The following is a 13,884-nucleotide window of genomic DNA, read 5'->3' as shown; positions in this document are numbered from 1 at the left end:
AACCTTTAAAGAGTTTGTTTTGTTATTTCGTATAAAATAATATTGGTTGCTTGCACTACATTCATACTGCTGTTTTGCCCAAACATATCGATATGAATCACCAGATCTGCGAGTTGTAATAGAGTTTCTGAGATTCCAAAATTCTCGTCTCCAATGAGCAAAGCTATCGGGCCAGATTCAGAAAAATCGGCATGTCTTAAGGCGGTGCTATTATCTGTAATCTCTAAAGCTATAATGTTGTAACCTTCTGATTTTAATTGGGTGATAACCGAGGTAACATCTTCCTTAATTTCAAAAGGCACTACTTTTTCTGTAGCACGAGAAGTTTTTGTCATTTTTCGACCTAAAGGAATATAAGGACCACAAAGAATTAGTTTTTCTACCCCGAACGCATCTGCCGTTCTAAATAAACTACCAATATTTGGAGCGTTCGATACATTATCGCAAACCAATGTTATAGGAAACGTTTTTTTACTAAACGAAGTATTGTAGTGGTTAAGTTGAGCCATTTAAATCTTAATGATTAAAAACATAATAAATTATATTAGCTCCCATTTTTAGAGCTTTTTCTCTTACTGTTTCGGGGTCGTTATGGACTTCTGGGTCTTCCCAACCATCACCTAAATCACTTTCGTAAGTGAAAAGTAATACCATGCGTTCTTCATAAAACAAAGCAAAAGCTTGCGGACGGTTACCATCGTGTTCGTGAATTTTTGGTAAGCCTTCTGGAAAACGATTTGGAGTTTGAAAAATCTCATGAGAAGCTGGAACCTCTACAAGATCTTGTTCTGGGAACACTTCTTTTAAAGCTTTGGTAATATAAGGCTTTAATCCGTAGTTATCATCGATATGCAAAAAACCACCCGAAATTAAATAGTTTTTTAAATTGGTTTTATCACGTTCGTCAAAATAGACATTTCCATGCCCCGTCATATGCACAAAAGGGTATTGAAATAAATCTGGGCTAGCGGTTTCTACACTTTCAACTTTAGGGTTAATTCTTGTGTTAATATGTGCATTACAATATTTTACCAAATTAGGTAGCGAAGTAGGGTTGCTATACCAATCTCCACCGCCTTTATAGTGCAAAACAGCAACATCTTGAGCTGAAAGACTAGCTGTAATTAAAAAATAGGTAAGTGCCCAAAATAATTTCATACTCCGTTATTCGTTTAATAAAGCTGCGGTATGGCAGGCTACAATAGCGGCTGTTTCTGTTCGCAATCTTGTGTTACCCAAAGTTACGGGAATGAAATTGTTTTTAAGTGCTAATTCTATTTCTTTTGTGCTAAAATCGCCTTCAGGGCCAATTAAAATGGTGACTTCGGTTTTGGGTTTTAAGAGTTGTTTTAAAGATTTTTTGTCGGTTTCTTCGCAATGCGCTATAAAACAATCTCCGGCATGTTGCTGATTTATAAAAGTTTTAAAAGGAATAGGATCGTGTAAAACAGGTAAATAATAATGTAAAGATTGTTTCATAGCCGCTTGCAATATTTTTTCGAAACGTTCTGTTTTTACAACTTTTCGTTCGCTGTGATCGCAAATAATAGGCGTGATGCTATCGATACCTATTTCTGTTGCCTTTTCTAAAAACCATTCGTACCTATCGTTCATCTTGGTTGGTGCAACCGCCAAATGTAAGGTATAATCTTTTGGATTTTGAAAGGTTTTTTCTGTAATGGTTGCTAAGCAATTCTTTATATCGGCCAAATTTAATTGCGCCGTAAACAACCAGCCTTTACCGTTGGTAACATATAACATATCGCCAGTATGTTTTCGTAATACTTTTACAATATGTCTGCTTTCTTCTTTAGAAAAAGCAAGTTGTAAAGTGTTTTCGGTAATGTCGGGGTTGTAAAATAATTGCATAGTTAAAGCGCTTCGGTTATTTTTAAAACCTTAATTTCTTCAATCGGTTTAGGTTCTTCAGTCTTTAAAATTACGTAATGCCAATTTTTATCAGCTATATCTACGGTAAAAAGTTTGTTTAAATAATGATTTTTATTGTTTTTAATCAATTCATCTTCAACTTCTGTAGGCATAGTGCCTTCTATAATCCATCCGGTATCTCCACCTCGAGAGGCATTTTTATCCATAGAATATTGATTTACCAAATCTTTAAAACGATACCCTTGATTAAATTTAGAGTAAATGGTTTGTTTTAATCGTTTTAAATCGGTTTCGTTGTACTGCTCACTATTTATAAAAATATAGCTAGCACGATAATAAGTAACTTCATCTTTATCTATAATCTTATAGGTCGTTTTGTTAAATTCATTTTCGTAAATTTTAGAACCACCCTTAGGTAAATCAAAAAGCGCTGTGGTTAAAGGTGTATTGTGTTTTTCTTTGTTAAAAACAACAAATTTTCCTTTCAGACTTTTATTTTCTTTAATGAAAATTTGAGCTTCTTCTGGGGTTGTAATTAAATCTAAATTGGCTTTAGTTGATTTTTGAGCATAACATAAGGTAGAGCTAATTATAGCTCCCGTTAAAAGTAGGTTTTTTAACATGAGGTTGGTTTAATGGGGTTATTTAGTATTATAATTTGGGTTTACAATTATAATACATTTTAGTTAAAACAAGAATGATTTATTAGAATTTTAAACGTGCAGAAGCTGTAATATCCGAGTCCGAAAAGTCGTTTTCTAAATACTTTAAATAGCCTACAATGGCAATCATAGCCGCATTGTCTGTAGTAAATTCAAATTTAGGGATATAGGTGGTCCAACCAAATTTTTGTTCACCATCTTTAAGTGCTTTTCTAATTCCGGAGTTTGCAGAAACACCACCGCCAATAGCAATATGTTTAATTCCGGTTTGCTTGCTAGCTAATTTTAACTTGTCTATTAAAATGCCAATAATTGTATATTGAATAGAGGCACAGATATCGTTTAAATGCTCTGCAATGAAGTTTGGATTAGCTTTTGTTTCCTTCTGAATAAAATATAAAATAGCTGTTTTTAAGCCAGAGAAACTAAAATTTAAGCCTTCTACTTTTGGTTTTGTAAATTTAAAGGCTTTCGGATTTCCTAATTGAGCGCGTTTATCCATTTCGGGGCCGGCAGGGTAGCCTAAACCTAAAACTTTTCCACTTTTATCGTAAGCTTCACCCACGGCGTCATCTATGGTTTCACCAATAACTTCCATATCAAAATACCCATTTACTTTTACAATTTGAGTATGACCGCCAGAAATGGTCATCGCTAAAAACGGAAACGGTGGTTTGCTAAAGCCTTCTTCATCAATAAAATGTGCTAAAATATGGCCTTGCATGTGGTTAACATCTATAAGCGGAATATCTAATCCGTAAGCCAACGATTTTGCAAAAGAGGTTCCCACTAAAAGCGAACCCATTAATCCTGGGCCACGCGTAAAGGCAATAGCATGCAATTGGTCTTTAGTAATATTAGCTTTTGTTAAAGCTTGGTGCACAACCGGAACAATGTTTTGTTGGTGTGCTCTAGAAGCCAATTCGGGTACCACACCACCATATTGTTCGTGAATACTTTGGTTGGCTACAACATTACTTAATATTTTGCCGTTGTGTATTACAGCAGCAGCGGTGTCGTCGCAAGAAGACTCAATTCCTAGAATGTAGATATTTTCTGATTGCATTAGAATATATTAGACACAATTATTGTTATTTTTGGCTCAAAGTTATAACTTTAAAACGTATCAAAAAATTTTTAAAAATACTATCTAAATTAGCAGCGATAATTTTGCTGCTCTTTATAATCTTGGTTTTGATTTTGTCAATTCCGGGTGTGCAAACGCGATTAGGAAAATATGCCACTTCAAAACTAAACGAATCTTACCATACGCAAATCCATATTGGTGCAGTTGGACTTCATTTTAATGGAGATGTTCAGGTGAAACGAATTCTTATTTCCGATTATAAACAAGACACCTTAATTAGCGCGAAATTATTAGAAACTCATATTGTAAATTTCAGGAATCTGTATCGCGGGAAATTAAATTTTTCTGAAATCGATTTAAGCGATTTAAAATTCAATATAAAAACATATAAGGGTGAAGAACACACGAATTTAGACGTTTTTGTTTCTCGTTTTGATAGTGACGACGATTCACCAAGTAAATTTTTATTGGCTTCTAGCGATTTAAATATTTATAAAGGAAAATTTACATTTACAAACGAAAATTTAGAAACTCCCGAAGTTTTAGTTTTTAACGATGTAGAAATTAATGCATCTAATTTTTTAATTAATGGACCAGATGTTTCTACACGTATTAATACGCTTAAATTTGTGGATAGTCGCGGACTAGTTGTAGAAAATTTAACAACGAATTTTTCCTATACATTAAGTGATATTAACCTTGCCGATTTAAGTTTAAAAACAAAAGACTCTGAATTAGAAGGGGATATTAGGTTCGAGTTTAATCGGGAAGATTTAGCAGTTTTTACAGATAAAGTACAAGTAATTGCCAATATAGATAATGCTGATTTAGCGTTCTCTGATCTGAATTATTTTTATAATGAATTTGGAGTTAATCAGCGTGCTAATTTTTCGGTTAATTTAACGGGAACTTTAAACGATTTAAATCTTAATAATTTAAACTTAAAAACCAATCGTAATTCTAGGATTATTGGAGATCTCAACTTTAAAAACCTATTTACAAAAGAAGACCATACCTTTTATATGAAAGGTAATTACGCGCGTTTATCTTCAACCTACAAAGATTTAATCGCTTTACTGCCTAATGTGTTAGGGCAAAGTATACCTTCGAATTTCGATAGGTTTGGAAACTTTAATATTACAGGAACTTCAGAAATAACATCCACAAAAATTAATGCCAACTTAAATATTAATACCTCTTTAGGTTTAATAAAATCTGATTTAATTTTAACCGATATCGATCATATCGATAAAGCAGCGTATAGAGGGAATATCGCAGTTACAGATTTCGATTTAGGGGCTTATTTAAACGATCCGAAATTTCATTTAACTTCATTAGATTTAGAAGTTGATGGGAGCGGATTTACCACAGAAAATGTAGACACTAAAGTAAACGGTGAAGTGTTTTATATGGACTTTAATAATTACTCCTATAAGAATTTAACCGTTTTAGGAAACTTTAGAAATAGCGTTTATAACGGGAAATTGGTAAGCGATGATCCTAATTTTAAACTAAATTTTGATGGCTTAGCCGATTTTTCACAGCAAATTAATAAAGTAGATTTTGTTGCCGATGTAAAATATGCCAATTTAAGAATATTAAATTTTGTGAGAAATGATAGCCTTTCTATGTTTAAAGGTTTGGTCGATATAAAAGCAGAGGGAACATCTGTAAACGATATTGAAGGTGTTATTTCAATTTCTAATGCCAATTATTTAAATGAACACGACAACTATATTTTTGACGATTTTACCATAACATCTGTTTTTGAAGATTCTATTCGTCACGTATTGGTAAACTCGCCAGACATAATAGAAGGTGAAATGAGTGGTATTTTTAAATTTAAAAATATTGGCGTATTGTTTAAAAATGCATTGGGTAGTATTTATAGCAAATTTGAGCCTAAAGAAATAGAACCAAGCGAATATTTAGATTTCAATTTTAAGATTTATAATAAAATTGTAGAAGTATTTTATCCTAACATTACTTTGGGTACAAATACATTTGTAAAAGGACATGTGCAGAGCGAAGATGAAAAAGTAAACATCATTTTTAGGTCGCCAGAAATTAAATTGTACGATTATTTTGCCAGTGACATTGTTATAAACGTAGATAATAAAAATCCGATTTTTAATACCTACATAGAAATAGATAGTTTAAATACTAAATTTTACGATATCTCTAGGTTTAGTCTGGTAAATAAAACGATTAATGACACCCTTATTATGCATACCGAATTTCAGGGTGGTAAACGAAATGACGATGTTTATAATTTAAATATTTACCACACTTTAAATGAAGTGAATAATTCTGTAGTCGGGTTTAAAAAATCTGATGTTACTTTTAAAAATAGCACTTGGTTTATTAATCAGGATCGAGATACTTTAAATAAGATAGAATTTAGTCACGATTTAAAACAGTTTAATATAGAAAAGCTGGTAATGTCGCTAGATGATGAAGAAATCTCATTATCAGGATTTTTACAAGATTCTGTAGAAAAAGATTTAGAACTTACTTTCGATAAAGTAGATTTAGCAAAAGTTACACCGCAATTCGACAGTTTAGAATTGGGCGGAATATTAAATGGAAAACTTCATGTGTTTCAGCAAAACGGGCATTATTTACCAAGTTCCGATGTGTCTATAGATTTCCTAGAAGTGAATGGTTTTAGATTAGGTTCTTTTAGTGGTAATATTACCGGTAACGAAAATTTAACCCGCTATTTTGTCGATGCTAAAATTAAGAACGATGAAGATAGATCTTTTGTAGCCATTGGGTATATAGATGCTTTAAATAACGAATCGCACATCGATGTCGATTTAAGGTTTAACGATTTCGATCTAAAACCTTTTAGTCCCTTAGGGAAAGATGTTATTAGCGATATTCGCGGCTTTGTGTCTGGAAATGTAAAATTAATAGGCGATTTAAAGAAGCCTGCTTTAGAAGGAGCACTCAATTTACGAGAAGCTGGTTTGTTAGTGCCTGTATTAAATACCAATTATGATTTTGCAGATGATTCTCGTGTGGTTTTAAAAAACCAAGAGTTTATTTTTGATGATATACAAATCACCGATAACGTGTTTAAAACAGAAGGAGTTTTAGGAGGTTTTATAAAACACCAAAATTTTACCGATTGGGAATTGGGTATCGACATAAAAACCGATCGTCTACTTGTTTTAAATACCGACGACTCTGAAGATGCCTTATATTATGGTCAAGGTTATATTGCAGGAAACGCTACAATTAATGGTCCTACAGACGAACTTGTAATTTCGGTTGTAGGAGAAACCATGGAAGGAACCGTGTTTAAAATTCCTATGAGCGATTCAGAATCTTTTGGAGACAATACTTTTATTCATTTTTTAAGTCCGGAAGAGAAGAAAGCTAAACTTGCAGGTAAAGAACTTTTAATTAAAGATATAAAAGGACTAGAATTAGATTTCGATTTGGAGGTAAATAATAATGCCGAGATTGAAATTGTAATGGACCGTGATTCTGGAAGCACCATTAAGGGACGTGGTATTGGCGGTTTGCTAATTGAAATTAATACCAACGGGAAATTTAATATTTATGGCGATTTTTCGGTGTTTCAAGGAGTTTATAATTTTATGTACGGTGGTTTAATTCAAAAGGAATTTATAGTACAGCCAGGGGGAACTTTAGCGTGGGATGGGAATCCGTTAGGCGCCCGAATAGATATTAAAGCCATATATAAAACACAAGCTAATCCGTCACCTTTATTAGATAATCCTATTAATAAGAGTATTCCTGTAAATGTAGAGATCGAGTTAACTAATCAGTTAGAAAAGCCAGAAGTTAATTTTGGTTTTGAATTTCCAAACGTGAATTCCACTGTAAAGTCCGAGCTTACTTATAGATTAGAGTCTAAGGAAGATCGCGATAACCAAGCACTATATCTTCTTACTACCGGATCGTTTTCTAGTGGTTTATCGGGTATTAATCCTTACGGTACCTTAACAGAACGATTAAATGGAATTGTAAACGGGTTGTTTTCTAGTGGAGACAATAAATTGAATATTGGTTTAAATTATGAACTGGGTGAAAATAACCCCGATTACCAAACCGATGATCGATTTGGAGTAACGCTACAAACAAAAATTAGCGATCGGGTGATGATTAATGGAAATGTTGATGTACCGGTAGGAGGGGTGAGCCAAACCGTTATTGCAGGAGATATAGAAATTGATTTCTTATTGAACGAGGAAGGTACTTTAACAGCAAGTGTATTTAATCGAGAAAATAGTATTCGCGATTTTGGAGAAGAAATAGGGTATACTCAAGGTGTCGGAATTTCATATAATGTAGACTTTGATACTTTTAGAGAATTAATTCGAAAAATCTTTGTAGGAGAAAAAAAGGTGGAGATAGAAAGTGCTACCCAAAACGAAGTTCCTGTCGAGCTTCCAAAAGATGACAATGCGATTCCGGAATTCATTATTTTAAAATCCGAAGATTCAGAAGAAAATTAACCGTAAAATCTCCCATTTTATTAATAATAAAATAAGTTTTTAACTTTTTTCTGTATTCAAACGTTATAGTTTAAGACCCATTGTTAAAAAGTCTTAAAAGCGGTTTTTTATGTTGATTAACTTTAGTAATTTAGCTAGCAAATCAATATAACATGTCAAAAACCATTAAAAAAATTGGTGTTTTAACCTCTGGAGGAGATGCTCCTGGAATGAATGCAGGAATTCGTGCGGTAGTTAGAACATGTGCCTTTCATCATATAGAATGTGTAGGAATTGTTCACGGTTATCAAGGGATGATTCGTGGCGATTTTATTCCAATGGATGCACGAAGTGTGAAAGGTATTATTAATAAAGGTGGTACGATTTTAAAAACAGCGCGGTCTAAAGATTTTATGACCAAGGAAGGCCGACAAAAAGCCTATGACCAACTTAAAAAGGCCGAAGTAGATGCTTTAGTGGTTATTGGTGGTGATGGTAGTTTTACTGGAGCCATGGTTTTTAGTTCAGAATTTGACATTCCTGTAATGGGAATTCCCGGAACCATAGATAATGATATTTATGGAACAACCCATACTTTAGGGTACGATACAGCTTTAAATACTGTTGTAGATGTTATCGATAAGATTAGAGATACAGCCAGTTCTCACGACCGTTTATTCTTTATAGAAGTTATGGGGCGCGATGTAGGGCATATCGCTTTAAACGTTGGAGTAGGTGCTGGTGCCGAAGAGGTATTGATACCAGAAGAAGATTTAGGATTAGATAGATTATTAGAATCTTTACGCAGAAGTAAAGCCTCTGGTAAATCATCGAGTATAGTAGTCGTTGCCGAAGGTGATAAAATTGGAAAAAACGTATTTGAATTAAAGGACTATGTTGATGAACATATGTCGGAATATGAAGTACGTGTATCTGTTTTAGGCCATATGCAACGTGGAGGTTCACCATCGTGCTTCGACCGTGTTTTGGCAAGTCGTATGGGAGTAAAAGCAGTAGAAAGTTTGTTAGAAGGAAAATCCAATTTCATGGTCGGTTTGCTTAACGATGTTATGGCATTAACCCCTTTAGATCAAGCTATAAAAGGTCAGTCAAAAATTAACTTAGAATTATTACGTGTGTCAGATATCATGAGCACTTAAACATTAAATTAAGAATATGTCAACATTAAAATTAGGAATTAACGGATTTGGTAGAATTGGTAGAATCGCTTTTAGAGCTACATTAAACAGACCAGATGTAGAAGTAGTAGCAATTAACGATTTGTTAGATGTAAACCATTTAGCTTATTTATTAGAGTACGATTCTGTACATGGTAAATTTGACGGTACAATCGAAGTAAAAGATGGACATTTAGTTGTTAACGGTAAACACGTAAGAATTACAGCAGAAAAAGACCCAACACAATTAAAGTGGGATGAAGCTGGTGTAGATATCGTTGCAGAATGTACAGGTATCTTTACAACTCTAGAAAAAGCAGATTATCATATTCAAGCAGGTGCAAAGAAAGTTGTAATTTCTGCGCCAAGTGCAGATGCTCCAATGTTTGTTATGGGAGTAAACTGCGAAAAAATTAAAGCTACAGATACTATCGTATCTAACGCATCTTGTACTACAAACTGTTTAGCTCCTGTAGCTAAAGTATTAAATGATAACTTTGGTATTGAAGAAGCTTTAATGACAACAGTTCACGCTACTACAGCGACTCAATTAACTGTAGATGGTCCTTCTCGTAAAGACTGGAGAGGTGGTAGAAGTGCATTATTAAATATTATTCCTGCTTCAACAGGAGCTGCTAAAGCTGTAGGTAAAGTAATTCCAGAATTAAATGGAAAACTTACAGGTATGGCATTTAGAGTACCAACTGCAGATGTTTCTGTAGTAGACTTAACTGTAAAAACTAAAAAAGATACATCATTAGAAGAAATTAAAGCAGCATTTAAAGCGGCTTCAGAAGGTGCTATGAAAGGTGTTTTAGGTTACACAGATGAGTTAGTAGTATCTCAAGATTTCGTAAGTGATGCTCGTACTAGTATCTTTGATGCTGAAGCAGCAATCGAATTAAACTCTAAATTCTTCAAAGTTGTATCTTGGTACGATAACGAATTTGGATATTCAAATAAATTAATCGATTTAGCTGAAAAAGTTCACAATCTATAATTTTCACTTATAATTTCCGTAATTTTATATCTTCTATTACCATAGAGGTATAGAATTACGGATTTTTTTTATTTAATATAATATGATTTTAATAGTTGATAGTGGTTCTACAAAATCAGATTGGATTGCTGTAGATAAAAATGGGAAACAACTTCTCGAAAAAATCAGAACAAGCGGTATTAATCCCGCAATTCTTTCTGAAAAAAAATTAAGAAAAATTTTAAAAAAGAGTGAAGCCTTAAGTGAACACAAAAAGGACGTATCTCATGTTTTCTTTTATGGTGCAGGTTGTGGAACAGAAAAACCTAAACAATTATTAAAAGGGATTTTAGAAGATTTCTTCGTAAATGCTGAAATAACAGTAGACGAAGATACTATGGCTGCCGTGTATTCTACAATTAATACACCTACAGAAGCTGCAGTAGTTTGTATTCTAGGTACAGGGTCTAACTGTAGTTATTTCGATGGTACTAATTTACACCAACGCGTAAAATCTTTAGGATGGAGTTTAATGGACGATGCTAGTGGTAATTACTACGGAAAGCAATTAATTCGCGATTATTACTTTAATAAAATGCCCGAAGCTATCCGCGTAGCGATGGCCGATAAATATAATTTAGAAGCCGATTATATTAAATACAATATTTATAAGCAACCAAACCCAAATGCATTTTTGGCTTCTTTCGCCGAATTTATGTTTTTAAATAAAGACTCTGAGTATATTCAGAATCTTATTAAAAACGGGATAAGATTGTTTGCTAACAATATGATTATGCAATATAAAGAGGAATTGAAAACTGTTCCTGTTCATTTTGCCGGATCGATTGCATTTTTTGCTAAAGACGAGATTTTAGCCGTGGCAAAAGAAATGAATTTTACCGTAGGTAATTTTACAAGACGTCCTATAGAAGGTTTAGCGAAATTTCACACTAATGATTTAGACTAATGGAGATCGCAATTATTGCTCACGATGGTAAGAAAGCTGAAATGGTTCAGTTTCTTAACGAACATCGAGACATTTTAGACCAAAAGAAAATTTCATTAATTTCTACCGGAACCACGGGGCAGAAAGTTGAGAAAGCAGGTTTTCAAGTGGTTCCTTATTTATCTGGCCCTTTAGGAGGCGATGCGCAAATAGCAGCACGTGTAGCCGAAGGTTTATGCCATATGGTGTTATTTTTTAGAGATCCTCTAGAAAAACATCCGCACGAACCAGATATATTTATGTTAATGCGAATTTGCGATGTGCACGACGTGCCATTAGCTACAAACCCAGCAACGGCAGAATTACTTATTAAAGCATTATAAAACTAAAAATCTCTTAACGAGATTTTTTTTGTTTATAAACTAATTTTCTATCATTGTTTACTTATTAATCCCATATTTTTTTAATTATGAAATTTGTTTTTTTTTCCGATATACATGCTAATTTGCCAGCATTAGAGGCTTTTTTTGAAGACGTAGAGCAGGAGGCTCCCGATGCTATATATTGTTTAGGAGATTTGGTGGGTTACAATGTTTGGCCTAATGAAGTGACCCATGAAATTAGAAAACGAGCAATTCCTACTATAATGGGTAATCATGAAGAATTTTTGTTGAAAGCAGAAGATAAAAATCCGCATTCTAATAAAGCTTTAACACGAGGGATGTTGGATGACAATCACAGTCAGTTTTTAAAAAATTTACCAAGGGAAATGCACTTGTCTTTTGTTATGAATGAGAGTCCATTTAATGTTTTATTAGTGCATGGAAGTGTAAAAGCGATAAACGATTATATGGTTAAAGATTATCCGGAAAATGAAGTTCTAGATATGCTTACCGGTAGAAATGCACATATTATGCTTTGCGGGCATACACATAAACCATTTCATAGAACGATAATGAATAGAGGGGTAGCAAATCACGTAATTAATATTGGTTCGGTAGGAAAGCCTAAAGATGGCGATCCAAGATTATGTTATGTTATTTTAGAATGGGACCAAGAAAATTTTGATCCTAGTAATCCTGAAGCCATTTTGGTGACTTTTAAAAGGGTTCGTTATGATGTAGAAAAAGCTGCGAAAGCCATTGAGAATAGCAATTTCGATGCCGTTTTTGCCGATGCTTTACGCCAAGCAAAATAAGTTTGATTTAACCTAATTCTTTTTCTTTTTTAAACATCGTCCTCTTGGTTCGTTAGCTTTATGAAGTACAATTTCTGAATGCAAGAACTTTGCAGCTGCAGCAGAATCTTTTACTTTAGATGCACTACGCTTTAACATTTCAATTTCAAAATCTTCCAAAATTGTTTTTCGAATGCCATTAGTATTCCAATCAGAGTGAGGTCCGCATCCTTTTGTAAGGTCTCTTGCTAATAAAAGAGCATCTAATAAAGCTTGGTTGGCTCCTTGTCCTTTAAACGGACTCATGGGGTGAGCAGCATCACCAATAAGTGTAACCGGGCCTGCATGATTTAATACTTCCGGTTTAAGTAATTCGCGATCGTAAACTGGGTAACCAGAAATCTGTGATTCTTGGGTGGCATTTATAATTTGAGGTATTGGGGTATGCCACTGCGTTCTTTTTTGTGCTTCTTTTTTTAGGGATTTCGAACCCGCTTTGCTCAAAGCCTTAGCTTCCTGTTCCGAAATGGGAAAACTTAGCTGCCACATCACGGAGTTTGCTGTAAATGGCATGATATAAATACGTTCATTACCGTTTGCTGTTTGAAATACGGTGGCAGAATCAAGTAAATTAGAATCTGTATTTGCGATGCTATCGAGCGGACAAATTCCTAAAATTACTATACAACCCAAATAACGTAGTGGGCTAATTTGAGGGCTAAGAAGTATAGTTCTTACCGTACTTCTAATACCATCTGCACCAACAACCAATGTTGCTTTTTCAGTTTTAATGTCGCCATTCACTTTAAAACCTAATGTAATACTATTATCTTTCTGACTTTTAATATCGATTAATTGATGGCCCCATTGTATGGCACTATGTCTATCGAGTTGCTTTAATAAAGCATTCCGTAAGGCTTGTCTAGGGACATGTATATTGGTGCGTTTTGAAGCAGCCTTGTTTTGAGTTTTTACCCATTTTCTGTTACCCCATTCTCCAATAATTTCTCCCTGGGTTGTATGAACCACATGTCGAGATGAAATGACCCCTTCGTTCAAATTAGGTATTCCTAAGCCAGCAATAGCTTTACTTGCTTGTTGTAAGGTTAAACCATATCCTTGAGCCCGATCATCGAAACTCGTATCGCGTTCGTAAAGGGTAAATGGAATACCCCGATGTAAACAAGCTACAGCCAAAGCTGCACCACCAATACCACTTCCTATAATAGCAACATGAGGATAGGTGTTATGGTCCGGTTTCGGATAGCTTGAAGCAGGGATTATTCCCGAGCCTGAACAATTTATACATGGAATTAACGGGCCTTTAGGGCGAACAGGAGCAGGGCCTTTCTCTTTAGAATTTTCAAATTGTTTTAACGCATTTTGGTAATGACGGCGATCCTTCTTGCGTAGCCGCTGTCTTTTTCTTCCTTGACCGTGACAATCAGAGCAAACTGTCCAACATGTATCTTTATCGTCTACCTTTTTCACGTCGC

Annotated in this window: 12 protein-coding genes; 6 read left to right on the top strand and 6 right to left on the bottom strand. The window is 34.2% G+C overall.

What is annotated here, in order from left to right:
* Positions 1–5: 5 nt before the first annotated feature.
* The 5 genes from A9D35_RS02695 to tsaD form a co-directional block, all read right to left on the bottom strand.
* The gene (locus A9D35_RS02695) at positions 6–509 is read right to left on the bottom strand and encodes a TrmH family RNA methyltransferase (RefSeq protein WP_066218644.1); all 504 of its coding nucleotides are present in this window, start codon (positions 507–509) and stop codon (positions 6–8) included.
* A 7-nt stretch (positions 510–516) separates the two neighbouring features.
* Positions 517–1,158: a DUF4159 domain-containing protein gene (locus A9D35_RS02690; RefSeq protein ID WP_066218643.1), complete on the bottom strand. Its 642-nt coding sequence runs from the start codon at positions 1,156–1,158 to the stop codon at positions 517–519.
* Between the two features lie 6 nt (positions 1,159–1,164).
* The gene (locus A9D35_RS02685) at positions 1,165–1,869 is read right to left on the bottom strand and encodes a 16S rRNA (uracil(1498)-N(3))-methyltransferase (protein ID WP_066218640.1); all 705 of its coding nucleotides are present in this window, start codon (positions 1,867–1,869) and stop codon (positions 1,165–1,167) included.
* 2 nt (positions 1,870–1,871) lie between these two features.
* A complete protein-coding gene (locus A9D35_RS02680; RefSeq protein WP_066218637.1) occupies positions 1,872–2,513 on the bottom strand; it encodes a peptidylprolyl isomerase in 642 nt (213 codons plus the stop codon).
* An 82-nt stretch (positions 2,514–2,595) separates the two neighbouring features.
* The gene (gene tsaD / locus A9D35_RS02675) at positions 2,596–3,618 is read right to left on the bottom strand and encodes a tRNA (adenosine(37)-N6)-threonylcarbamoyltransferase complex transferase subunit TsaD (RefSeq protein ID WP_066218635.1); all 1,023 of its coding nucleotides are present in this window, start codon (positions 3,616–3,618) and stop codon (positions 2,596–2,598) included.
* Positions 3,619–3,746: 128 nt separating this feature from the next.
* Between tsaD and A9D35_RS02670 the strand changes: the two genes are divergently transcribed.
* The 6 genes from A9D35_RS02670 (at position 3,747) to A9D35_RS02645 (ending at position 12,409) form a co-directional block, all read left to right on the top strand.
* Positions 3,747–8,129 (top strand): translocation/assembly module TamB domain-containing protein, encoded by a 4,383-nt coding sequence (locus A9D35_RS02670; RefSeq protein ID WP_235817835.1) that lies wholly within the window; start codon positions 3,747–3,749, stop codon positions 8,127–8,129.
* A 152-nt stretch (positions 8,130–8,281) separates the two neighbouring features.
* The gene (gene pfkA / locus A9D35_RS02665) at positions 8,282–9,268 is read left to right on the top strand and encodes a 6-phosphofructokinase (protein ID WP_066218632.1); all 987 of its coding nucleotides are present in this window, start codon (positions 8,282–8,284) and stop codon (positions 9,266–9,268) included.
* 16 nt (positions 9,269–9,284) lie between these two features.
* A complete protein-coding gene (gene gap / locus A9D35_RS02660; protein WP_066218629.1) occupies positions 9,285–10,286 on the top strand; it encodes a type I glyceraldehyde-3-phosphate dehydrogenase in 1,002 nt (333 codons plus the stop codon).
* Between the two features lie 82 nt (positions 10,287–10,368).
* Positions 10,369–11,232, top strand: a complete 864-nt coding sequence (locus tag A9D35_RS02655; protein WP_066218626.1) for a BadF/BadG/BcrA/BcrD ATPase family protein — start codon at positions 10,369–10,371, stop codon at positions 11,230–11,232.
* Positions 11,232–11,594, top strand: a complete 363-nt coding sequence (locus A9D35_RS02650) for a methylglyoxal synthase (RefSeq protein ID WP_066218624.1) — start codon at positions 11,232–11,234, stop codon at positions 11,592–11,594. Before A9D35_RS02655 ends, A9D35_RS02650 begins: the two co-directional genes overlap by 1 nt.
* Positions 11,595–11,680: 86 nt before the next feature.
* Positions 11,681–12,409 (top strand): metallophosphoesterase family protein, encoded by a 729-nt coding sequence (locus tag A9D35_RS02645; protein ID WP_066218621.1) that lies wholly within the window; start codon positions 11,681–11,683, stop codon positions 12,407–12,409.
* A 12-nt stretch (positions 12,410–12,421) separates the two neighbouring features.
* On the opposite strand, the gene A9D35_RS02640 is transcribed toward A9D35_RS02645, so the two are convergent.
* Positions 12,422–13,879 carry an FAD-dependent oxidoreductase gene (locus A9D35_RS02640; protein ID WP_066218616.1) on the bottom strand — a complete coding sequence of 486 codons (1,458 nt, stop codon included), beginning with the start codon at positions 13,877–13,879 and terminating at the stop codon, positions 12,422–12,424.
* Positions 13,880–13,884: the final 5 nt, after the last annotated feature.

This window comes from Formosa haliotis (assembly GCF_001685485.1).
In the GTDB taxonomy this organism is placed as follows: domain Bacteria; phylum Bacteroidota; class Bacteroidia; order Flavobacteriales; family Flavobacteriaceae; genus Formosa; species Formosa haliotis.
The sequence above is the reverse complement of the archived record's forward strand: the minus strand, read 5'-3'. Positions and strand labels throughout refer to the sequence as shown.